General features: G+C 46.0%; 22 protein-coding genes. 19 read left to right on the forward strand and 3 right to left on the reverse strand.

Features of this window, described 5'->3' with window-relative positions; translation table 11 throughout:
- The 3 genes from B5G33_RS16995 to B5G33_RS17005 form a co-directional block, all read left to right on the forward strand.
- Positions 1 to 309 (forward strand): formate--tetrahydrofolate ligase (locus B5G33_RS16995; protein ID WP_140403169.1); only part of this gene is annotated, 309 nt, incomplete at its 5' end.
- A gap of 104 nt (positions 310 to 413) precedes the next feature.
- Positions 414 to 1,043, forward strand: coding sequence for a cyclodeaminase/cyclohydrolase family protein (locus B5G33_RS17000; protein WP_087274037.1), 630 nt, complete (start codon positions 414 to 416; stop codon positions 1,041 to 1,043).
- A 48-nt stretch (positions 1,044 to 1,091) separates the two neighbouring features.
- Complete coding sequence (locus B5G33_RS17005) at positions 1,092 to 1,943, forward strand: bifunctional 5,10-methylenetetrahydrofolate dehydrogenase/5,10-methenyltetrahydrofolate cyclohydrolase (protein ID WP_087274039.1); 852 nt, start codon at positions 1,092 to 1,094, stop codon at positions 1,941 to 1,943.
- A gap of 129 nt (positions 1,944 to 2,072) precedes the next feature.
- Here the strand turns inward: B5G33_RS17005 and B5G33_RS17010 are convergent, their stop codons facing one another.
- Both B5G33_RS17010 and B5G33_RS17015 read right to left on the reverse strand, forming a co-directional pair.
- The gene (locus tag B5G33_RS17010) at positions 2,073 to 2,828 is read right to left on the reverse strand and encodes a TIGR03915 family putative DNA repair protein (RefSeq protein WP_087418482.1); all 756 of its coding nucleotides are present in this window, start codon (positions 2,826 to 2,828) and stop codon (positions 2,073 to 2,075) included.
- Positions 2,829 to 2,898: 70 nt separating this feature from the next.
- The gene (locus tag B5G33_RS17015; RefSeq protein ID WP_087418483.1) at positions 2,899 to 4,425 is read right to left on the reverse strand and encodes a putative DNA modification/repair radical SAM protein; all 1,527 of its coding nucleotides are present in this window, start codon (positions 4,423 to 4,425) and stop codon (positions 2,899 to 2,901) included.
- Positions 4,426 to 4,703: 278 nt separating this feature from the next.
- Between B5G33_RS17015 and spoIVA the strand changes: the two genes are divergently transcribed.
- From spoIVA to B5G33_RS17050, 7 genes are all read left to right on the forward strand, one after another.
- A complete protein-coding gene (gene spoIVA, locus B5G33_RS17020; protein WP_087274046.1) occupies positions 4,704 to 6,173 on the forward strand; it encodes a stage IV sporulation protein A in 1,470 nt (489 codons plus the stop codon).
- Positions 6,174 to 6,308: 135 nt separating this feature from the next.
- Positions 6,309 to 6,920 (forward strand): DUF3786 domain-containing protein, encoded by a 612-nt coding sequence (locus tag B5G33_RS17025; protein WP_087418484.1) that lies wholly within the window; start codon positions 6,309 to 6,311, stop codon positions 6,918 to 6,920.
- A 248-nt stretch (positions 6,921 to 7,168) separates the two neighbouring features.
- Positions 7,169 to 7,405, forward strand: coding sequence for a hypothetical protein (locus B5G33_RS17030; RefSeq protein ID WP_087418485.1), 237 nt, complete (start codon positions 7,169 to 7,171; stop codon positions 7,403 to 7,405).
- Positions 7,402 to 8,265: a hypothetical protein gene (locus B5G33_RS17035; protein ID WP_087418486.1), complete on the forward strand. Its 864-nt coding sequence runs from the start codon at positions 7,402 to 7,404 to the stop codon at positions 8,263 to 8,265. The genes B5G33_RS17030 and B5G33_RS17035 overlap by 4 nt, the downstream gene beginning before the upstream one ends.
- A 16-nt stretch (positions 8,266 to 8,281) precedes the next feature.
- Positions 8,282 to 9,682 carry an MFS transporter gene (locus tag B5G33_RS17040; RefSeq protein ID WP_087418487.1) on the forward strand — a complete coding sequence of 467 codons (1,401 nt, stop codon included), beginning with the start codon at positions 8,282 to 8,284 and terminating at the stop codon, positions 9,680 to 9,682.
- Positions 9,679 to 10,872, forward strand: coding sequence for a MalY/PatB family protein (locus B5G33_RS17045; RefSeq protein WP_087418488.1), 1,194 nt, complete (start codon positions 9,679 to 9,681; stop codon positions 10,870 to 10,872). Before B5G33_RS17040 ends, B5G33_RS17045 begins: the two co-directional genes overlap by 4 nt.
- Positions 10,869 to 12,080 carry a metal-dependent hydrolase family protein gene (locus B5G33_RS17050; protein WP_087418489.1) on the forward strand — a complete coding sequence of 404 codons (1,212 nt, stop codon included), beginning with the start codon at positions 10,869 to 10,871 and terminating at the stop codon, positions 12,078 to 12,080. Before B5G33_RS17045 ends, B5G33_RS17050 begins: the two co-directional genes overlap by 4 nt.
- A gap of 15 nt (positions 12,081 to 12,095) precedes the next feature.
- Here the strand turns inward: B5G33_RS17050 and B5G33_RS17055 are convergent, their stop codons facing one another.
- Entirely contained in the window at positions 12,096 to 12,740 is a 645-nt protein-coding gene (locus B5G33_RS17055) for a helix-turn-helix transcriptional regulator (RefSeq protein ID WP_158229644.1), read from the reverse strand.
- An 82-nt stretch (positions 12,741 to 12,822) separates the two neighbouring features.
- Between B5G33_RS17055 and B5G33_RS17060 the strand changes: the two genes are divergently transcribed.
- The 9 genes from B5G33_RS17060 to B5G33_RS17105 all read left to right on the forward strand — a co-directional run bounded on the left by B5G33_RS17060 (position 12,823) and on the right by B5G33_RS17105 (position 23,256).
- A complete protein-coding gene (locus tag B5G33_RS17060; protein WP_087418490.1) occupies positions 12,823 to 14,010 on the forward strand; it encodes a M20 metallopeptidase family protein in 1,188 nt (395 codons plus the stop codon).
- Positions 14,007 to 14,948, forward strand: coding sequence for an ornithine cyclodeaminase family protein (locus B5G33_RS17065; RefSeq protein ID WP_087418491.1), 942 nt, complete (start codon positions 14,007 to 14,009; stop codon positions 14,946 to 14,948). The genes B5G33_RS17060 and B5G33_RS17065 overlap by 4 nt, the downstream gene beginning before the upstream one ends.
- A 407-nt stretch (positions 14,949 to 15,355) precedes the next feature.
- Positions 15,356 to 16,525 (forward strand): cobalt-precorrin-5B (C(1))-methyltransferase CbiD, encoded by a 1,170-nt coding sequence (gene cbiD, locus B5G33_RS17075; RefSeq protein ID WP_087418492.1) that lies wholly within the window; start codon positions 15,356 to 15,358, stop codon positions 16,523 to 16,525.
- A 26-nt stretch (positions 16,526 to 16,551) separates the two neighbouring features.
- Positions 16,552 to 17,244, forward strand: a complete 693-nt coding sequence (gene cobI / locus B5G33_RS17080; protein WP_087418493.1) for a precorrin-2 C(20)-methyltransferase — start codon at positions 16,552 to 16,554, stop codon at positions 17,242 to 17,244.
- A gap of 21 nt (positions 17,245 to 17,265) precedes the next feature.
- Positions 17,266 to 18,030 (forward strand): precorrin-4 C(11)-methyltransferase, encoded by a 765-nt coding sequence (gene cobM / locus B5G33_RS17085; protein ID WP_087418494.1) that lies wholly within the window; start codon positions 17,266 to 17,268, stop codon positions 18,028 to 18,030.
- A gap of 29 nt (positions 18,031 to 18,059) precedes the next feature.
- Entirely contained in the window at positions 18,060 to 19,175 is a 1,116-nt protein-coding gene (locus tag B5G33_RS17090; RefSeq protein WP_087418495.1) for a cobalt-precorrin 5A hydrolase, read from the forward strand.
- On the forward strand, positions 19,168 to 19,899 hold the full coding sequence (cobJ, locus tag B5G33_RS17095) for a precorrin-3B C(17)-methyltransferase (RefSeq protein WP_087274073.1): 732 nt from the start codon (positions 19,168 to 19,170) through the stop codon (positions 19,897 to 19,899). Before B5G33_RS17090 ends, cobJ begins: the two co-directional genes overlap by 8 nt.
- On the forward strand, positions 19,892 to 21,874 hold the full coding sequence (gene cobK, locus B5G33_RS17100; RefSeq protein WP_087418496.1) for a precorrin-6A reductase: 1,983 nt from the start codon (positions 19,892 to 19,894) through the stop codon (positions 21,872 to 21,874). The genes cobJ and cobK overlap by 8 nt, the downstream gene beginning before the upstream one ends.
- 2 nt (positions 21,875 to 21,876) lie before the next feature.
- Complete coding sequence (locus B5G33_RS17105) at positions 21,877 to 23,256, forward strand: cobyrinate a,c-diamide synthase (RefSeq protein ID WP_087418497.1); 1,380 nt, start codon at positions 21,877 to 21,879, stop codon at positions 23,254 to 23,256.
- Position 23,257: the final 1 nt, after the last annotated feature.

Here is a 23,257-nt window from a genome sequence, read left to right on the forward strand (position 1 = left end):
GTATACGGAGGCAAGGGAGTAGTCCTTACTGCCAATGCACAGAAACAGGCACAGCAGCTTGAAAAACAGGGATTTGGCAACTGCCCGATCTGTGTAGCAAAGACTCAGTACAGCTTAACGGATGACCAGACAAAACTGGGAGCGCCTACAGACTTTGAAGTAACTGTCAGAAATCTGAAGATTTCCGCAGGAGCAGGCTTTGTAGTTGCCCTGACTGGTGAGATCATGACTATGCCTGGTCTGCCGAAGGTACCGGCTGCAGAGCGTATTGATGTAGATGAGACAGGTAAGATTTCCGGTCTGTTCTGATTTCGACTGAAACCTTTCAGGAGTTTACAGATAGCAGTATCCGCCGGGCGGAGAGCTTTTCCGCCTGGTGGAAATTACTTTCAGATTTTAGGAGGATATAAGAAATGGGATTTTCAACTGTACCATGTAATGAGTTCGTAGAGGTTTTAGCTTCTAAAGCACCTGTACCTGGCGGCGGCGGTGCCTCTGCTCTGGTAGGGGCAGTAGGTATCGCCCTGGGAAATATGGTGGGAAGCCTGACTGTAGGAAAGAAAAAATATGCAGACGTGGAAGATGAGATGTGGGAGTTAAAGAAAAAATGTGATGAACTCCAGAAAGATTTTCTTCGTCTTATTGAGAGAGATGCAGAAGTGTTTGAACCTCTATCCAAAGCATACGGTATGCCCAGAGAGACAGAGGAAGAAAAAGCCGAAAAAGCCCGGGTAATGGAGATCGTATTAAAAGATGCCTGCTCTGTACCTATGGAAATCATGGAAAAATGCTGTGAAGCTATTGAAGTAATCGTAGAGTTTGCTGCAAAGGGATCTAAACTGGCAATCAGCGATGCCGGCGTAGGCGCTGCTTTCTGTAAAGCTGCACTAAAGGGTGCAAGTCTGAATGTTTATATTAATACAAAATCAATGGCCGACAGAGAGTATGCAGAAGAATTAAACAAAAAAGCAGACGCTATGCTTGAAAAGTATACAAAAATCGCAGATGAAACCTTTGACAGTGTTTTATCCAGATTAAAATAATGTAAATTAGTCTATGACTGGTAGAAAATGCAGGAGGAATTTAGAAAGATGGCAAAGAGATTACTTGGAAAAGAAGTAACGGCTGCACTGAATGAAAGAATTAAAGCAGATGTTGCAGCATTGGAGGAAAAGGGTGTAAAACCTACCCTTGGAATTATCCGTGTAGGCGAGAATGAAAGTGATATTTCTTATGAGAGAGGCGCCACAAAACGCTGTGAGACACTGGGCGTTGCATGTGAGAAGGTGCTGCTTCCCGCAGATGTATCCCAGGAGGATCTGCTGGCAGAAATCGAGAAGATGAATAAGAATGACAATATCCATGGGGTACTGCTGTTCCGTCCTCTTCCAAAACATTTAGATCAGGCGGTTATTGAGAATGCCTTGGATCCTGCAAAGGACGTAGACTGTATGACCGATGGTTCTATGACAGGTGTATTTACAGGTAAAGAAGTGGGATTCCCTCCATGTACACCTCAGGCATGTATGGAGATTCTGGACCACTATGGCATTGACTGTACAGGAAAAAGAGCCGTTGTTATCGGCAGAAGCCTGGTAGTAGGAAAGCCGGCGGCTATGATGCTGATCAAGAAAAATGCAACTGTTACCGTGTGCCATACAAGAACCGTAGACATGCCTTCTGTTGTAAAAGAAGCAGACATTGTTATTGTAGCAGCAGGACGTGCAGGCGTAGTAGATGATACATATCTGAGAGAAGGACAGGTTGTCATTGATGTAGGTATCAATGTAAATGCTGAAGGCAAGCTTTGCGGAGATGTAGACTTTGAGAAAGCAGAGCCTATTGTAGAAGCAATCACACCAGTTCCAGGAGGAGTTGGAAGCGTAACTACTTCTGTACTGGTTGGTCATGTAGTAGAAGCTGCAAAGAGAAAATATTTATAAGATTGGTTAAGTTAAGACTTCGCCGGAATCCTGTCAGATTTCCGGCGGGGTCTTTTTTCTATAGGGAAAGTCCTCCGGACTGTCCTATAGAAAAAACAGCCCTCCGGGCGTGGGAATAGTCTAGAGAAATCATATAGAAAATTCTGTCATATTCTTCCTGTACCAGAGAGGCAGAAAGTTTCTTTGGCAGCGCTCATTTGTCCTTGCCTCGATACTTACGGAATGAAAGAAGGCTTTCCATAGGGAAGAGTAGCTGTCTTCCTTTTGGGCCGCTTCCATATGGGCCAGTTCCTGAGGTGTAACGGAAGTAAGAAAGTAATCTTTATCTTTGGGATGAACAACTGCTAAAAGCCGTTTCTTGTCTGTAATCAGCCAGTTCTCCGAGGGCATCCGGTCAGCGAAGTGGGAGGCTACCAGGGTAAGGATATTGCACTTAGGTTCGATGAGGGAAAAGAGGGCCTGGTCATTAAGCCTGGAAAAACGGATAAACTCCCGGAACTGATGGCTTTCATTGGATACTTTTCGGTCCAGCTCAAAAAGTGCAGATACATAGGGATTGCTTAACATACGGGTTACCTGGGAGCCCCAGGCAAACCCCAGGACGAGAAAACGGTAAATAATATCCAGCTTGTCAGGGTTCCAGTGCATAGCGGCCCGATAAATATTCTGGTAAGCATTTGGAGAGATTTTTGTGCGGACAGAGCGGATGACCTTCTGGCATTTTTCCAGGTTCGGGTCAATATGACGGTATTGGCAGAAAAGCTCCGGCTCATCTACCGGCTCAGTCATCAGCCGTATATTGGAGTGACCCAGCCGTGCGGCCCAGGCGTCATAGATACAGGTCATCATGGATTCAAAATCATCATGGCAGGTGAAAACAACCATTTAATAATACCTCCTGGGATATGTGATGAAAGACTGCGATACGGGATTGAGAAGAATCATCTCTGTTAGGTCATAATTGTCCGAGGATAGTTTTCCGGTTATCTTCCACAGTAGGGGGGATTTCCAGAAAATTGTCGTCAAAGAGAGAAAGCTGCCGGTAGGTCTGGGGATGCTCCAGATTCCAGAGGGCTTTCTCTTCACTTCCCGTAAGCTGTCTGGTAATAAAATTTTCTTCTATGGGAGTGCGGTAACGCATTTTCCCGTGACAGGTAATAAAATATTGGGCCCGCTTTAGTACCACGCCCATGGTTTTCAGGGATGAAAAGTCCAGTCTGCCGAAACGCCTTGCCTGAAGGATCCTCCAGGCAGATTTATTTCCAATACCGGGAACTTTCAGAAGATCCTGGTAAGAGGCCGTTGAAACTTCAATAGGAAACAGTTCCAGATGCCGGAGGGCCCAGTCGCATTTCGGGTCCAGAAAGATATTAAAATTAGGGCGGGAAGGACTGAGAAGGTCCTCTGCCTGAAAACCATAGTATCGGAGAAGCCAGTCCGCCTGATACAGACGGTGTTCTCTGAGAAGAGGCGGGGCTGTATCCAAGGAAGGCAGGTCTCTGTCCTCGTTCAGAGGAATGTAAGCGGAGAAAAAGACCCGCTTCAGATCATAGCGCTGATACATAGCCTGGGTAACTTTTAAAAGCTGATAGTCATTTTCCTGAGTAGCGCCTATGATCATCTGGGTGCTCTGCCCGGCAGGCGCAAAAGGCCTGGGACTTTTTTGAGAGGATAAATCTCTTTTGCCAGGCGAACCTTCCAAAAGCTGAGAGCCGCTTTCCTGGAGAAGAGAAGGGCTGGTGCTATCTGGCAGAACTTTTTTCTGAGAGTCTAGTCTCTTTGCAGAAGAGGAAAAAATGCTTCCTGCGAGATACTGATTGCCAAAATGCCGTTCCATAGAGATAGATTTTCCAATGGACAGGCGATAGTCCGTAATCTGCTGCTGAATCTGACTCATGGGACGGAGAATCGCCTCGTGGCTTTTGCCTGGAGCAAGAAGGCGGAGGCTTTCTTTTGTGGGCAGTTCCATGTTGACGCTCATTCGATCTGCCAGATAACCAATCTCCTGTATGATTTCAGGAGCGGCGCCGGGGACGGCTTTGGCATGGATATAGCCTCTGAAATGATATTGATTTCGGAGAAGGAAAAGAGTACGATACATCAGTTCCATGGTATAGGTAGGACTCTTTATAACTCCGGAGCTTAAAAAAAGGCCTTCAATATAATTTCGCTTATAAAACTCGATAGTAATGGTACAGAGTTCCTCCGGTGTAAAAGAGGTTCGGATTCTTTCATTGGAACGGCGGTTGAGGCAGTATTTGCAGTCATAAATACAGTGGTTGGAGAGAAGTACCTTTAAGAGGGAAATACAGCGACCATCTGCGGCAAAGCTGTGACAGATACCGCAGGCTCTGGAATTTCCCAGACTTCCCTTTTCTCCTTTCCGGTCAACGCCGCTGGAGGTGCAGGCTACATCGTATTTGGCAGCATCTGAGAGAATCTTTAATTTTTCTTCTAAGTCGGGTTCTTTTTTTATTTCCATGATCAACTCCCCAGTAATTCTTAATAGTAAACGAACAAATGTTCTGATTCTATTATATGCCTGAGTTTAAATTCTGTCAAGAACAAATGTTCGAAAACGGCTCTAAATTTGACGGAGAGGCAGTACCTGAAACTATGAAAATCCATGGCATTTTTCGAGGATGGGACACATATATATTATTAATATGATGTCGGAGTGCAGAAACCCTGGAAGGGACTCTCTGAGAAGAAAGCAGGGGTTTTGCTGCGACAGGGCAGTAGAATTAAGGAGGCAGGTTCATGGATGCATATCATATCTATCAGGATATCCAGGCCCGTACAAACGGGGAAATTTACATAGGCGTAGTAGGACCGGTCCGTACAGGAAAGTCCACGTTCATAAGACGGTTTATGGAGCTGGCAGTCCTTCCCAATATGGAGGAAAATCAAAAAAAGGAAGTGAGAGACCAGCTTCCTTTAAGCGGTTCCGGAAAAATGATCACCACAGTAGAACCAAAATTCATTCCAAAAGAGGCTGCGGCAATATCTTTAGGAGAGGATTTGGAAGCGAAAATACGCCTTATAGACTGTGTGGGCTTTATGGTCCGAGATGCAGCAGGAAACATGGAAGAGGGAAAAGAACGGATGGTGAAAACCCCCTGGTTCAGCTATGAGATTCCCTTTCATCAGGCGGCGGAGACAGGAACCAGAAAAGTTATTGAAGAACACTCCAGTATTGGTCTTGTGATCACCTGTGACGGTTCTTTCGGGGAGATCCCCAGGGAAAATTACATAGAAGGGGAAGAAAAGACGGTTCAGGAGCTGAAAAAGACGGGAAAGCCTTTTTTGATCCTGGTAAATTCCCAGAAGCCTTATAAAGAAGAGACTCAGAATCTAGTCCAGGAACTGAAGAAAAAATATCAGGCTGGAGTTATGAGTGTAAACTGTGAGCAGCTTAGGAAAGAGGATATTACCAGAATCCTGGAGAAAATTTTATATGAATTTCCCATTGTTCAGATGGAGTTTTATGTGCCGAAATGGGTAGAAATGCTTCCTCCGGACCATTATCTGAAGGAAAATCTCTTAAACGGGATCCGGGACCTGATGGGCAAGATGAGGTACGTGAAAGATGCAGACAGAGAGCATCTTCCTTTCTCTTCAGAATATGTAAAAAATATGACTCCGGAGAAAATTTCCCTATCCAATGGCAGGGTACAGGTCCGAGTGGATATGGATGAAAAATGGTATTATGAAATCTTAAGTGAAATGACGGGAGTATCTATTTCCGACGAATATGAGTTGATTCATACGATGCAGGAAATGGCCAAGATGAAGAAAGAATATGTGAAAGTTCAAGACGCCATTTCGGCAGTGCGGGGAAAAGGATACGGAGTCGTAACTCCTGACAAGGAAGAGATCAAGCTGGAGGAACCAGTGGTGATCAAACAGGGCAGCAAATATGGGGTGAAAATTAAGTCAGTAAGTCCCTCCATCCATATGATACGGGCAAATATTGAAACGGAGATTGCCCCAATTGTAGGAAGTGAAGAACAGGCAAAAGATTTGATCGAATATATTAAGACCTGTGATGAACGGAAAGAAAGTGTATGGCAGACAAATATATTCGGCAAATCTATCGGCCAGCTGGTAGAAGACGGTATACATACCAAGCTGGTACAGATCGGAGATGAAAGCCAGATTAAACTGCAGGATACCATGCAGAAAATCGTCAATGACAGCAAAGGCGGACTGGTTTGCATTATCATATAAAGGGATACAGAGGCAGACGTGCGGAAGTTTTTCTGTACGTCTGTTTTTTCCTGTGCTAAACTGACTACAGCGGGCCTGATATAAAAATTTGCCCGGTATGGAGAAAAAGGGAATATCGGCGAGAGAGGTAATGTTATGGAAAAGAAAGAATCGAATTACGAAAAGGTATATGCCCAGTTTCAGGACTGGTTTGTAAAATGTCCCCAGGAGGATATTATTAAGAAGATAGGGGGAGAGTTTGATGAGAAGAATCTATCTCTCTCTTTTTTCGGTGAAAGATGCAGGATCTCCAGAGGGACAGGAGAGATTACTGGAGAAGGAGAACGGGAGATCCCGGTTACAGAGAGACTGACCATTATGCACCATCTGCGGTATTGTAAAGGTTTCGCAGAAGAAGGCAGCAAAATGGTACCCTTCCGGGAAATCCGGGAAGCGGCGGTGTTTGAAAAGGCCTATGAAAGATCTGCTCTGGAGCCTCTGAAAAAGCATTTTGCAGGCCGTTCCCAGGAGCTTTTAAAAGCAGGACTGGAATTGGGCGGCATCCGGGAAAAATACGGAGACGTAAGCCTTACGCTCCATGCATTTCCAAAGATCAGGCTTACTTATATTTTCTGGGACGGAGACGAGGAGTTTCCCCCTTCCGCTAACATTTTATTCCAGGATACCATAGCCCAGTGGACTCACCCGGAAAGTGTGCCTACTCTGGCCCAGATCGGTACAGAGAGACTGATACATGTACTTGTCTGAATTGATATCAATAAGAGGAGCAGATTCCTGATTTGCGTTTTTAGTACTAAAAAGAAAAAAAGTGCCACAATCTTTGAAAACACTGGATTGTGGCACTTTTATATTTTAACAAATGATGCTAAATAATAGAATGAAAGTTGACAAATAGTCAATATAATATTGAATTTTTATCAACTAAAAAGTATAATAATTAAAAATTGTTGCTAAAATGCCCATAAAAATCTTAACGAATGAATAAAGGAGGAGAAATGAGACCTAAATTAAAGATTGTGATCAGACCATTCTGGAAGAAGGACACGATTTCCTTTATTGATTATGAACTCAGCAGTCCGGATATAAAAGTATCTACCGGTGTGCCTATGCTCTGTCGGTTTGATGAAGGTTTCGGCGGTCTTTGTCCCTTCCCGGATATGGAATATCTAAGGATCGAGGACGAAAAGGGTTTTCTTGAATGTGAAGAGAAGGAAATGTGGACAAGTCCATGAAAATCACAGAGCTTGGGATTTCTTTATTTACCGTCGGCAAGATCCGTGCGGTGGAAAATGAGTCTTTCGGAGTATATTATCTGTCGGAACCGGAATTTGAGATCCGTCCTATTGCGGAGAAACTGTTTCCAATCTTTCAGTATGAGAAGGAATACTTTAACGATCCGGATGCACAATTTAAAGTTTTTCTGAGGAGAGATCCCTTTGTGATCAGCAATGGGGGATCGGCCTGCAGATATGCTTTTATCTCCGGCTACAGTGCATTTGGCGGCTTTGATCCGGACAAATGGTTCAATGTACTGATCCATGAGATGACCCATACCTGGCCATATATGGACGACAATAATGTGGGAGAGGGAACCTGGTTTTTGGAAGAAGCCACAGAATATTACTGTACCTGGCTTCCCTATATTGGAGGATTTCTTGATGATGAATTTACGGTCAAGTGCTTAAATGAAAAGATTGGGAGAAGATATTATCAGAATCCCTTCAGGGAGACGCCGAATATGGAAATACCGAAGATCCAATGGAAAGAGAGGCTCGCACAGGAGTGCCCTTATGGAAGAGGGTTCCTGTATCTGGCGAACACAGAGGCGCAGCTTCGACGGGCCGGGAAAGGAAGTATTGATGACATTGTAAAACAATTTGGCTGGGATCGGCCCATGCATCCTGCGGATTGGAAGGCCTTTCTTCAGGAACGCCTCGGCCGGGAGGCAGTTGTTCAGTTTGAAGAGATGACTGCAGGAAAGTTCCTTGAGCCGGATCCGGATATTTTTGAAAACAGATTTCAAGTTGTGAAGGATGAAATTGAACTCAACGGCCAAAAGGTAACATCTTATCATTTTGAAACAAAAAGATAAAAGGAGAGTGATTCAGATGACAAATAAGAGACTTCCTCTAAAAGTAAAAATTGCCCTTGGCGTAGCAAGCTGGGCCAATAATCTGCTGGTACTTCTGAATACTTATTTTCTGCTGTATTTTTATACAGATGTGGTGGGCATATCTGGAGGGACTGCCGGGATCATTATGTTGATCGCCCGGGTATGGGATGCTGTAAATGATCCGATGATGGGGATTATTGTAGATAAGACCAGATCGAAAGAAGGAAAGTGCCGCTTCTGGCTGAAATATTTTTCGGTCCCGACCGCTGTAGTTCTGTTTTTGAGCTACTTCTGTCCGGCAGTATCCACTCCCGGTAAGATTGCTTGGGTTGCAGTCACCTATATCCTTCAGGGTATGGCTTCCACTGTCCTGTCTGTCTCAACCAATGCACTGACGGCCCGTGTGACAGACGATCCGGATGAACGGGTGCTGATCCAACAGATTTCCTCCCTGGGAGATTTGGCGCTGTCACTGACGATCCCGTCTGTGACATTACCGCTTGCAACATTTTTTGCAGGAGAAAGTCATAACATGATCACAGGATTTGCAGGCGTGGTAGCGATTTACTCTGTGATTTACGGAGTGCTCAGGCTGATATCCTGGAAGGGCACGGAAGGGTATGATGTGGACAGCAGTGAGGATGAGAAACATATAGGGGAAAACCATTCTGGTCAGAGTATTTTAGAACTGATCAGGCAGACATTCCGTAATCACTATGCCCTCCTGGCTTCTGCGTCCTACATATTTTATCTTCTGATCTCTGCGATCATGGGAAGTACGACAGTGTATTATTTTAAATATAATCTCCAGAATACCAATCTGCTCAGTGTATATTCTGTGGCTGTTATGGTAGGGAGCGTGATTGGTATTCTGACTATGAAACCTATGCACAAATTATTGGGAAACGCCCGATCCTGTGCATTCTGCGGAGCTGCCTGCGTGGTGGGATGCATCATCCGATGGGTCACCATGGATCAGAACTTTTTGATTTTTGTGGTTTCCATGATCATTCTGGGCTTCGGGAGCGGCATGGTGGGCTCTTATTCGGTACAGTGCATCCTGGATTCCTGTACTTATGCAAAGCTTAAAGATGGAGCAAACAATCAGGGAACGACTATGGCTGTATTTACCTTTTCCCAGAAGCTGGGACAGGCTCTTGGAGGTGTTGTGGCAGGATGGATGCTGGAACTGGTTCCTTATGTGGCGAATGCACAGATCCAGGAGCAGTCTGTGTTAGATCTGTTTTTTGCAGAAAATATCATTCTTCCGATGATTCTTGCAGGCTGTCTTACTATTAGCTTTCTATTGGTATCACGGTATGATAAGAGACTGAGAGAACTGGTCAGAAACAGAAAGGCGGAAGAGCAGGGAATACGTTCCTGCCAAAAGGTATGATAGTGGAGAGTGCAAAAAGGGATCATATCGGAAACATGAAAGGCATTGCAGAGAGAGAGATGTCTTCCGGAAAGATTGAACTTGTGGAAGGCAATGAGCTGGTCTATTTAAGCGGAGCAGAGATGGATCTAAAAACCGCTCCTGTGATTCGAAAGAGCCTTTCTGATTTTGCAGAGAATGGATTGTACGGGTATACTGTTCAAGACCAAAGATATAATGAAGCGGTCCGCCGCTGGATGGCCAAAACCCGATCTCTGAAACTCAGCGGCGAGGAAATCGTAGTCACTACAGGAACTATTTCTGCAGTTAATACGGCAATAAAGGCATTTACTGCCCCGGGAGACGGGATCGTCCTTCAGTCGCCATCCTATTACAGATTCGACCGGGCTATCCGCAATCAGGGAAGGAATGTTGTATACAATCCAATGATCTGTGAAAACGGAAACTACAGGATCGACTTTGATCATCTTGCAAAGTGCTGTTCGGTTCCGGAAAACAGGATGCTTCTGATCTGTAGTCCCCATAACCCGACAGGTCGGATATTTACCAGAAAAGAACTGGAGATAATGACGGATCTTGCTCAAAAAAATAATATGATCATTTTTTGTGATGAGATTTTCGGAGAGATGATAATGGACGGATATACCTTTCATTCTCTGCTCACAGTTTCAAAGAAAGGAATCATCGTATCAACTTCTCTGGGGAAATGCTTTAACTTTACCGGCGTAAATCAGGCAAATCTGCTGATCTGCGATCAGGCTGTAAGAGCAGAGTTTAAAGTACAGCAGAAAAAAGACCATATAGGAAGCATTGACCCGTTTTTCTATAATGCGCTTTGTGCGGCCTACACAGAGGCGGGATACAGATGGATCCGGGAGGTATGTTCACTGGTAAAAAGAAACGAAGAACTGATCCGGAGATTCTGCGCCGCCAAAATGCCTTTGATCAGACCGGTGCCCCTTCAGGGAGGCTTTATCTTATGGATGGATATGAGAGGACTAGGCTTTGATGAGGAGGAACTGCAGCAATTTATGGAGCGGCAGGCGAATGTAATCGGGGATCCGGGAAATGAATACGGAAGCTGCGGAAGAGGATTTTACCGTCTGCAGATCGCAGCCCAGGAAAAGACAATAAGACAGATGCTCGAACAGATGAAAAAAGCGTATGAGAGAGGAGGATTCGGAAAATGATATTGAACCATGTGAGGCTGATCCGTGAACTGTCCTCTGGGATAAGCACGGAATCCGGGTTTGTAAGAGTTGAAAAAGACATGATCACAGAAGTATCAGACAGACCTTATCCTTTAGCGGATGAAACTGCAGTTAATACGAACATAGGAAATACAGAAGATATTGATATGGTTGACTGTAAAGGGAAGACACTGATTCCCGGTTTGATCGACTTGCATACACATATTACTGTGCTGAATCAAGTGGGATTTAACTGTCTGCATTCCGATATGGAGCTTTTGACAACGGCAGCAGAGCATGCAGCACATTATCTGGATATGGGCTTTACAACGATACGTGATTGCGGGAGCATTCACCGGGTTGCAAATGAGGTGAAGCATATGGCACAGATTGGATTGATCGAAGCACCTGACCTGATCACCTGCGGGAGAGCAGTCATGCCCACAGAGGGAAGCGAAGACCATATCATGGCACAGCATGTCCACTTCGCAGATACAGTAGATGAAGTGAGAAAGGCGGCAAGACAGGAAATCGCAGAGGGAGCGGATTTTTTGAAAGTATTTACCTCCGGAGCGGCAGCAGTTGCCACCAGTGTCCCTGAGCAGAGTATTATGTTTCCAGAAGAAATCCGGGCAGCGGTGGAGACTGCAGAAAGAAAAGGACGTTATGTGGCAGCTCACTGCCATGGAGACAATGCAGTCCGAAACAGTATCCTTGCCGGAGTAAGGACAATAGAACACGCTACTTTGATTTCAGATGAGACGCTGGAGCTTGCGGCCGTACAGGGGGCGTATCTGATTCCTACACTGGCTGTTATGCATATCTCTGACGGCCCCAGAAAGGATTATTGGGAAAAGCGATTGGGACCGATGTTCCGACACTGTACGGAAAAAATGGCAAAAGCATATGAGATGGGTCTGTATCTTGGATTCGGTACAGATTGTGCTGCCGGAGACTTTTGCTATGATAACGGGATTGAGTTTAGATTCCGTAGGGAGAACTGCGGGATGAAGGACTTGGATATTCTGCTTCAGTGCACAAGAAATAACGCAGTGATCGCAGGGATTGAAGACAGAGTCGGAATGATCCGAAAAGGAATGTCAGCGGATCTGATCCTGGTAGACGGAAAACCGGATCTGGATATCCGCTGTATGTATCACAGACCAAAACTTGTAATGAAGAGAGGAAAAATCGTCCGAAGAATGTAAATAAGGAACCGGATGTCAGGCATCGGCATCCAGTTCTTTGAGATACTTGTAGATTGTGTACTTAGAGACATTTAGCTGCTTTGCTACATAGCCGACGCTTTTTTGCAGGCGGAAGTAGTCCTGTTCTTTCAGGAGAGCTACCAGGGAAAAACGCTCTTGTTTTTTCATGGCAGATATGGGAACCCCAATTCGGGACAACGCCTGGTGGAAGAGTTGTACCAGCAGGTCAGCGTCAGATCTTTCATTCCCTGACATGGTAGAAAAGAGATCACCGCTGTCAGAGGTAACTGAACTGAGAAAGTGTTCCATCTGCGTCATCAGGGTAATCTCGTAATTGATCCCCAGTGCGAGGACATAATCTTCTCCGGTGAGAAAAAAAGTGGAGGATTTTACAGTACGGCCATTTTTTAAATGAACAAGCTGATTGATAATATCATGGGTGCCGATTTTCCGGATCTGGCTTGTATCGACAAGAGAGGAATCCAGGATACCATTGTGGGAGCCGGGGCTTCGACCGCTGACATTTCCATTGTAAATTGCCACGTTTGTCATCATGCCGTCTGAAAAATCGTGTATGATAGTTTCACAGCTTTCGCCGAAGATGAGTGCAATGCCGTGAGCCAAGCGGTCAAGAAAGAAAAATGCCTCTGATTTTGTCATAACAATTACCTCACTTACTATGTTTACTATGATTTTAACATCAGGTTGATAATTTATCAACCTGCAGGAAAGGAGAAGAAGCATGCAGGATTATAAAAAATTGATTGAAAAATATGAAAAGGATCTGATAAGAAATCGACGTTATCTGCATCAGCATCCCGAACTCGGGTTTGATCTGGATCATACAGTGCAGTATGTGAAGGAAGAATTGACTGCTATGGGATGTAAGCCGATAGATATTGGAGACCATGGGGGGGCAGCGGTAATCGGGAAAAAAGAGGGCAGATGCATTCTGCTTCGATCCGATATGGATGCCCTGCCAATGAAGGAAGAGAGCGGATTGCCTTTTTCGTGTACTTATGACAGTGCAGCGCATACCTGCGGGCACGATACACATACGGCTATGCTTCTTACCGCAGCCCGGATTTTTAAAGAAATTGAGGATGAACTTCCTGGAAAGGTAAAACTTTTGTTCCAACCTGCAGAAGAAATAGGTTACGGGTGTCGTAACATGGTTGAAAATGGGATCCTTGAAAACCCGAAGGTTGATGCGGCATTTGGTGCACATATTATGTCATGTTTTCCAAAAGAGACGGTTCTCTATGGCACGGGAAGTCTCTCTACAGGGGCAGACCTGTTTACGATCACCGTACATGGGAAAGGAGGGCATGGATCTGTCCCACATACGACCATTGATCCGATCAATATTGCATGTCATATTGTTTTGAACCTTCAGACAGTAAATAGCCGTGAGATAGATGCTCAGGAGATGGCCGTACTGGACTTTGGATCCATCAATGCTGGATCTGCAGGCAATGCAATACCTGAGACAGCAGTGCTGAAGGGGAATATCCGCACATTCAACAATGATGTGCGCAGACAGATTAAGAAGAGGGTTTCAGAGATTACGGAACAGACTGCCGCAATGTTCGGCGGAAGCGCCCAGATAGAATATTCCCTTGAAATGGGGGCTGTGGTTACGGATACCATGGTCACAGCACTGTGCGGAAATGAGATCAAAAAGCATATGGATGCGGCGAAAGTAAATGACCATATCCTGAAACTTCCGTTCAGTGAAGACTTCTCCTATATCAGCGACCTGGTTCCGTCCACCTTTTTCCTGATTGGCGCTTGCCCGGAAAACAGCGAGGTGCTGACGCAGCATAATCCCAGGATTATTTTTGATGAGGAATCTATGAAAACAGGCGTACTTGTCTATGTGGCAGGAGCCATGGGATACTTAAAGGAAGGCGGTAAAGAAAAGATATGAAGATCATAGAGGAAGAACAGGTAAGGAAGCTGCTTACACCGGAGAAATGCATGGATGTCATGCAAAAAACTCTTATGGATCTGGAATTAGGAAAGTGTGTAATGCCTCAGAGACTGATCTGCAGGATGCCCAATACCGCAGCTCTTGGTTTTATGCCGGCATATACAGGGGACTATTTCGGAGCAAAAGCAATCACAGCCTATGAACCGAATATGGGAACAGGCTATCCTTCTCATATTGGATATGTGATGCTCTTTGAGAGCAGACACTGCACAGTCTGCGGCATGATCGAGGCGGGGAGTATCACAGAAATCCGTACAGGATGTGTTTCTGCTGTAGCCACAGATCTGCTGGCAGAGAAAAACGCTCACAAAATGGCAGTGATCGGAGCGGGAGCTCAGGCAAGAAGCCATCTTGCAGCCATCCGTTTGGTAAGAAAGATCACAGAGGTCACCGTATACGACAAAAATCCCGCAGCTTCAGAACTATATGCCGAGGAAATGAAAAAAAAATACGGGATTTCCGTTAAAACCTGCGGGAGTGTTGAAAGTGCTGTTGCCGATGCGGATATTATCTGTACGGTATGTCCTGCAAAGGAAGCTTATCTTACCAAAGATATGGTGAAGCTAGGTGTTCATATTAATGCAGTCGGTACATTTTCTCCGACTACAAGAGAAGTGGCATCCGACTTGATCGGGGCAGCAAGGCTCTATTCGGATCATACACCTTCATGCAGAAAGGAGAGCGGGGAATATCTTATTCCTCTGAAGGAAGGTATTATTACGGAATCCCATATTATCGGTTCTGTAGGCGAATTGCTTTTAGGCAAAGTACCAGGACGTCAAAGCAAAAATGATATTACTGTTTTTGATGCACTGGGTCTTGCAGTTGAAGATATTTCCAGTGCGGAGTTGGTTTATCTGGAATCGAAGAAATAAATAACATTAGGGGCTGCCGTATCCATGGTCAGAAAATCATAGATGCGGCAGCTTTTTTTGCTATTTTAACCAGCTCTTTAAATATTTTATAGTGCTTTGCAGACTTCTGGTTTACGTTGACTTTTTGCACAGAAAATTATATAATAAACAAAGTCATTCTTGAAAAAATAAGCTGGAAATCTTTATGGAAGCAGGTGGAATTCCTGTGCAAGTCCGTTACTGTGAAAGCCAGATACATAAGATTTTCAGAAGGTGTGGAGGTTTTATCTGCGGCAACCGGATACTTCCATGATATCGTGTGAGGTAAAGAGCTGATACAGCTCTGTGATACACTAGGTCCGTTGCCAGTTGGCAACGGATTTTTCTTTGCACAAATTTCGTTTTATTTGAGAAAACAGAGGCAGGATATGGAGCATAAAACAGGATTAGAAGGCTATTACAGTATAAAAAATAATAAGAAAATGAGGTATGGCTACACCACCGGTTCCTGCGCTGCCGCTGCGGCAAAAGGAGCAGTGGAGATCCTTCTGGAGAACAAAAAGGTGGAGCAGGTGGAGCTGATGACGCCGAAAGGGATCCTCCTGAATCTGGAGCTTCTCCACATCAGTCAGGGAAAGGACTGGGTCTCCTGTGCCGTGAAAAAGGACGGGGGAGATGATCCTGACGCCACAGACGGACTGGAGATTTTTGTAAAAGCAGAAAAGACCAGAGATTCCGGGATCCGGCTGGAAGGAGGAGAAGGAGTAGGACGAGTGACGAAAAAAGGCCTGGAGCAGCCTGTGGGAAGTCCGGCCATTAACAAAGTCCCACGGTCAATGATTCTAAAGGAAACCGAAGAAATCTGTTCCAGAGCAGATTATGAAGGAGGTCTTCTTCTTACCGTCAGTGTTCCCGGAGGGGACCAGGTGGGAGCCAGGACCTTTAATCCCAGGCTGGGGATCCGGGGAGGGATTTCCATTCTTGGCACCTCGGGGATTGTAGAGCCTATGAGTGAAAGTGCCCTGATCAAAAGCATTGAGATCGAAATGCGTCAGAAGGTGGAAAACGGAGGAGAATATCTTCTGATCACCCCGGGAAACTACGGAGCGGCATATTTAAAGGAGCATATGGACCTGCCTTTTGAGGAAAGCATGAAGTGCAGCAATTACATAGGGGAGACACTGGATATGGCTCTGGATATGGAGGTGAAAGGAATCCTTTTTGTCTCTCATATCGGCAAGTTCGTAAAAGTGGCCGGGGGGATCATGAACACCCATTCCAGATGTGCAGACAGCCGGGCGGAGCTGCTGGCTGCAAACGCCATACGGGCAGGAATTTCTCTGGAAGGAGCCAGAGAAATCCTGGATACCATTACCACAGACGAGGCTCTGGCTGTGATCCGGAGAGAAAATCTTCTGGAGCCGGTCATGGAGGAGCTGACAAAAAGAATCTTATATTACATGAACCACAGAACTTATGACCGAATGCTCCTGGGAGCCGTGATATTCTCTAACGAATACGGCTATCTGGGGCAGACAGAAAATACAGAGGAATTGATCCGGCTTTTGCAAAAACAATATAAAAAGCCGTCAGTATAAAGAAATGTAAAACAAAGGAGACAGACATGCAAGGAAAATTATATGGAGTAGGAGTGGGACCGGGAGACCCGGAACTCCTTACCTTAAAGGCTCTGAGACTGATAAAGGAGAATGAGGTTATCGCTGTGCCGGGGAAAGAGATTCAGGCCAGTGTGGCTTATCAGATCGTGAAGGGGGCTTATGAGGAACTGGATGAAAAAACACTGATTCCTGTGGCTATGCCTATGACCAAGGACCCTCAGGTGCTGAAAGCCAATCATGACAAGGCGGCGGATCAGGTGGAGTCTTATCTCAAAGAAGGGAAAAATGTGGTTTTCCTCACTTTGGGAGATACCACTGTGTATTCCACATATCTCTATGTCCATAAAAGGATCCTGGAGAGAGGATATGAGGCGGAGATCGTCAGCGGCATCACCTCTTTCTGCGCAGTGGCAGCCAGGCTGAATATGGGACTGGTGGAGGCGGATCAGCCTCTCCATGTGATACCGGCTACCTATAAAGCTCAGGAAATGGATGAGATCCTGGAACTTCCCGGGACAAAGGTCCTGATGAAGACAGGAAAGAAAATGAAACAGGTAAAAGAGAGTATAGAAAAAAGCGGTCAGAAAGCAGTGATGATCGAAAACTGCGGTATGCCTTCAGAAAAAATATACCGGTCGGCGGAAGAAATCCCGGAAGATTCCGGGTACTATTCCCTGATCATTGTAAAAGAAAACTAACAGAAGAAAGAGGAAAACATCATGGTACATTTTGTGGGAGCAGGAAGCGGAGCGGCAGATCTGATTACCCTTCGCGGAAAGAAATTTTTAGAGGAAGCAGATGTGATCATCTATGCAGGGTCTCTGGTAAATCCCCAGCTTTTGGAGTATGCCAGAGAGGACTGTAAGATCTTCAACAGTGCAAAGATGACCTTGGAAGAGGTTCTGGAGGTGATCTTCCAGGCAGAAGAAGAGGGGGAAACAACAGTCCGTCTTCATACTGGAGATCCCTGTCTTTACGGCGCTATCCGGGAGCAGATGGATGTGCTGGACGAGAAGGGGATTTCCTATGACTATTGTCCGGGAGTGAGTTCTTTTTCCGGTGCAGCAGCGGCTTTGAACCTGGAATATACCCTTCCAAATGTTTCCCAGAGCGTGATCATTACCCGAATGGCAGGAAGGACTCCAGTGCCGGAAAAGGAAAGTATTGAGTCTTTTGCGGCTCACCAGGCAACCATGGTAGTGTTTTTAAGTACAGGCATGCTGGAGGAGCTCTCCAGACGTCTCATCGAAGGAGGCTATAAACCAGATACACCGGCGGCAATCGTCTATAAGGCTACCTGGGAGGATGAAAAGAAGTTTGTATGTACAGTGGCTACTCTGGCCCAGACAGCAAAAGAAAACAATATTACCAAAACAGCTTTGATGATCATTGGGGATGTGGTTTCCCACAATTCCTATGACCGTTCCCTGCTGTATCATCCGGAATTTACTACAGAATTCAGAAAAGGTACAGGACCTCAGTGATAAGAGGAAGAAGATAAGAGGTGAAGGAAATGAAAATAGCGATCATAAGCTTCAGCCGGGCAGGCTATCGTCTCAGCGAGATGCTTTATTGGGTATTGAAGGAGCGGAATTATGAAGTCAGTTCCTATGCAAAAAGCAAGTATACCAAAAAAGTTCTGGACGAATCCCAGCTGGATGAAGATTCCAGAGATTTCCGAAATGTAAAGGATTTTGCAAAGCCTGTAGACGAGTCCATCAGAGAGTGGACCAAGCAGAGATTTGCAGACTGTGACGCCATAATTTTTATCGGCGCCTGCGGTATTGCGGTGCGTAGCATTGCTCCTTTTGTAAAAAGCAAAAAAGTAGACCCGGCAGTAGTGGTAGTAGATGAACAGGGAAAATTTGTCATTTCTCTTCTGTCCGGACATATCGGAGGGGCCAATGAGCTGACTCAGGAAGTGGCGGAAATCGTCCATGGGCAGCCAGTGGTGACTACGGCTACTGACCTGAACAATAAATTTGCAGTGGATGTTTTTGCAAAGAAAAACAGTTGTTTTATTTCTGATATGACTCTGGCAAAAGAGGTTTCAGCAGCTCTTCTGGCAGGAAAAGAAGTTGGCTTTGCCAGCGATTTTCCATGGCTTGGGGAGATTCCGGAGGAACTGAAGCTTCTGGAAGAGGGAAAAGAAAAACCAGAGCTGGGAATCTATGTGACCAACGGCTATATGGAGCATCCTTTCGTACACACGTTGTACCTGATCCCCAGGGTGATCACTACAGGAGTAGGATGTAAAAAAGAAACTCCGAAAGAAATCGTGGAAAAAGTAATCCGGAGAGCCTGCGATGAGCTGCTGATCCCTTCCGTAGCCATGGAACAGGTAGCCAGCATTGACCTGAAAAAAGACGAGGAAGGGATTCTGGAATACTGCCAGGAAAGAAACCTGCCCTTTGTCACATACAGCAGGGAAGAACTGGAGGAAGTAGAGGGAACCTATGCTTCTTCTTCCTTTGTAAAGGACGTTACAGGAGTCGATAACGTGTGTGAAAGAGCTGCTCTTCTGGGAAGCAGCAAAGAGGGAAAAGGACGGCTGATACTTAGAAAATTTGCCCAGGACGGTGTGACCGTAGCTCTGGCTATGAAGAAATGGAGTGTGAACTTTGAATAAATTATATGTAGTTGGAATCGGGCCGGGAGCCTATGAGAAGATGACTATTGAGGCGGCCCAGGCTCTGAAAAACAGCGATGTGATCATTGGATATACAGTGTACGTGGATCTGGTAAGAGACCATTTTCCAGGCAAAGAATTTATGACCACACCTATGAAAAAAGAGGTGGAGCGCTGTGAAATGGCCTTTGAGGAGGCTGTAAAAGGAAAGACTGTTTCCATGATCTGCAGCGGCGATGCAGGGGTTTACGGCATGGCCGGCCTGATGTATGAGGTGGGGGTAAAATATCCTCAGGTAGAGCTGGAGATCATTCCAGGCGTAACTGCGGCCACAGGAGGCGCCGCAGTGCTGGGAGCGCCTTTGATTCATGATTTCTGCCTGATCAGTCTCAGTGATCTGCTGACCCCCTGGGAGAAGATCGAGACCAGACTGTTAGAAGCTTCTAAAGCAGATTTTGTCATTTGTCTTTATAATCCTTCCAGTAAGAAACGCCACGATTATCTGGAAAAAGCCTGCAATCTGATGATGGAATATAAGTCTCCGGATACAGTCTGCGGCATTGTGGGGAATATCGGAAGAGAGGGAGAAGCCATGAAGGTCCTTTCTCTGGAAGAGTTAAAGAATACAAAGGTGGATATGTTTACCACGGTTTTCGTGGGAAATTCTCAGACGAAAAATGTGGGAGGAAAAATGGTAACTCCCAGAGGGTATAAGAATGTGTAAAGTGATTGTTTTTGCCGGCACTACAGAGGGCAGAGAAATCGCAGAATTTCTGAATCGTCACAATTTGCCAGGCTATGTCTGTGTGGCTACGGAGTATGGGGAGAAACTTCTGCCGGAGAGCGGAGTGCTGGAGATATCCCACCAGCGCTTAGATGTGGAAGAGATGAAAGCCCTTTTCCAGCAGAAAAAACCGGATATGGTGTTGGACGCTACTCACCCCTATGCGGCCCAGGTCACAGAAAACATAAAAAAGGCCTGTGAGGAAACTGGCAGGGAATATATCCGTATTCTCCGGGAAAATCAGAAGACAGAAGAGGACAGCGACTGGATTTTTGCAGACAGCGTAGAGGAGGCTGTAGAGCTCCTTTCTCATAGGGAAGGGAACATTCTGGCTACCACAGGAAGTAAAGAGGCTACCAAGTATACCAGGCTTCCAGACTATCAGGAAAGGGTGTTTTTGAGAGTCCTGTCTCTGCCAAAGGTAGCCCTTCAGTGCGGAGAACTGGGGTTTCAGGGAAAAAACCTGATCTGTATGCAGGGACCTTTTTCCAGGGAACTGAACGCTGCCATGATCCGTCAGCTGGACTGTAAATATCTGGTAACAAAGATGTCAGGAGATGCAGGCGGATTTCAGGATAAGATCGACGCAGCCAGGGAATGCGGCTGTATCCCGGTAGTCATTGGAAGACCTCTTAAGGAAGAGGGGATTTCTGTAGGACAGTGCCGGCAGATTCTGTGCAGGAGATACGGTCTGAAAGCCCAGGGAGAGATTGCTCTGGTAGGAATCGGCATGGGCAGCAGGGAAGGACTTACCGTGGAAGCCCAAGAGGCAATCCGCGGAGCTCAGCTCCTTATCGGCGCCAGAAGGATGACCGACTCCTGCAAAAATCCCGGGCAGGACTGTTTTATCGAATATGACAGCCAAAAGATTGCCGCATACATAGAAGAACATCCGGAATATGACAGAATTGCGGTTTTACTTTCCGGAGACGTAGGCTTTTACAGTGGGGCCAGAAAGCTCCTTGAGGCTCTTAAGGGGAAAAATGTCCGGATCATCTGCGGCATTTCTTCCGTGGTATATTTTATGAGCCGTATCGGAAAGTCCTGGGATGATGCCCTGATTACCAGCGCCCACGGAAGAGCGGCGAATCTGGTCTCTCTGATCCGCCATAACCGAAAGGTTTTTGCAATCCTGGGAACCAGGGACGGCATTTCTGATCTGGCCAGAAAACTTCTTGAATATGATATGAAAAATGTAACCCTGTACACAGGAGAATGTCTTTCTTACCCTGAGGAAAAAATTCAAAAGGGCAAGCCAGAGGACTTTACGAACTATGAAGGAGATCCTTTAAGTGTGGTCTGTGCAGAAAATGAGGAATGTCAGGAGCTTTTGTCAGTTCACGGAATTTCGGATGGGGAATTCATCCGTAATAAGGTGCCGATGACAAAAGAAGAGGTCCGTACAGTCTCCCTTGCAAAGCTGAGACTTCGCCCAGATTCCGTCTGCTATGACGTAGGGGCAGGAACCGGTTCCGTATCTGTAGAGATGGCTCTGCGGACTCCATGCGGAAAAGTCTTTGCCATTGAGAAAAAAGAACCGGCAGTGGAGCTTTTAAAGAAAAACAAAAAGAAGTTTGCTGCAGATAATCTCAGGGTGATCCAGGGAACAGCGCCGGAGGCACTAGAGGACCTTCCGGCACCTGACCAGGCTTTTATCGGCGGCTCTTCTGGAAATTTGAAGGAAATCCTGGAACTGCTCCTGGAGAAAAATCCCCAGGTGAGGATCGTGATCAACTGCATTGCACTGGAAACTGTGGCGGAAAGTCTCCGCTGCATAAAAGAACTTCCGGTGACAGACACAGAAATTGTCCAGCTCAGTGTGAGCAAGTCCAGGGAAATCGGCTCTTATCACATGATGATGGGGGAAAATCCCATATATATTATATCCTGTACAGGACGAGGAAGGGGGAACTGACCATAAAGACACCACGTTTTTTGCTGACAGCAGGAGCCAGCGGCAGCGGTAAAACCCTTCTTACCTGCGGGATCCTTCAGGCTTTGAAAAACAGGGGCTTAAATCCGGCCTCCTTTAAGTGCGGACCGGATTATATTGACCCCATGTTTCACACAAAGGTTATCGGAACAAAGTCCAGAAACCTGGATACGTTTTTCACTGGAGAAGATACCCTGAGGTATCTTCTGGAAAAAAACAGCCGGGACTGTGACATTGCGGTGATGGAAGGGGTCATGGGATATTATGACGGCGTAGGCGGGACCACTTTCCGGGCCAGCGCCTATGATCTGGCAAGGATTACCAAGACTCCTGCAGTGCTCATCGTAAACAGCAAAGGCATGAGCCTTTCCATTCTGGCATATATCAAAGGATTCTGTGAGTATAAAAAAGACAGCGGGATCCAGGGGGTAATTTTAAATCAGATGTCTCCCATGCTGTATCCCAGGATGAAAAAGCAGATAGAAGAAGAGCTGGGGCTGAAGGTCTACGGATATGTCCCAAAGGTGGAGGAATGTACTATTGAAAGCCGGCATTTAGGCCTGGTGCTGCCAGGAGAGATACAGGATCTGAAGGAAAAGCTGAACCGGCTGGCAAAAGTTTTGGAGGAGTCTCTGGACCTGGAGGGACTTCTGAAGCTGGCGGATACAGCACCGGCCCTGGAAGCTGCAAAGCCAGCCCTTCCTGAAATCTGTGAGAAGCCGTCTGTTCGGATCGGCCTGGCAAGAGACGAGGCTTTTTGCTTTATTTATGAGGACAACTTAGAACTGCTGCGTGAGCTTGGAGCTGAACTGACAGAGTTTTCTCCTATACATGACCAGGAACTGCCAGAGAATCTGGACGGCCTTCTTCTGTATGGCGGGTATCCGGAGCTTTACGCAGGGGAACTTGAAAAAAATGTAAATATGCGCAGCCAGATAAAGGATGCGTTGGAAAATGGTCTTCCGGTCCTGGCGGAGTGCGGGGGTTTTATGTATCTCCACCAGACCTTTCAGGATATGGAGGGAAAAGACCGGAAAGGAGTAGGGATCATAGAGGGCAAAGCCTATAAGACACCCAGACTTTCCAGATTCGGCTATCTGACTCTGGAGAAAAAAGAGGGAAAGGTTTTCGGACAGGACACAGGCCCCTGCCCGGCTCATGAATTCCATTATTTTGACTCTACAAGCTGCGGGGAGGATTTCCACGGACAAAAACCGGAAAGCAGCAGGGGATGGGATTGTATCCATTGTACAGATTCCATGATCGCCGGATTTCCACATTTCTATTACTGGGGAAATCCCAGATTTGCGGCAGCTTATGTAGATAGATGCAGAAACTATGCACGAGAGAGAAGGAGGCAGTAAT

The sequence above is a fragment of the Blautia sp. An81 genome (genome assembly GCF_002161285.1).
GTDB lineage: Bacteria > Bacillota > Clostridia > Lachnospirales > Lachnospiraceae > Blautia > Blautia ornithocaccae.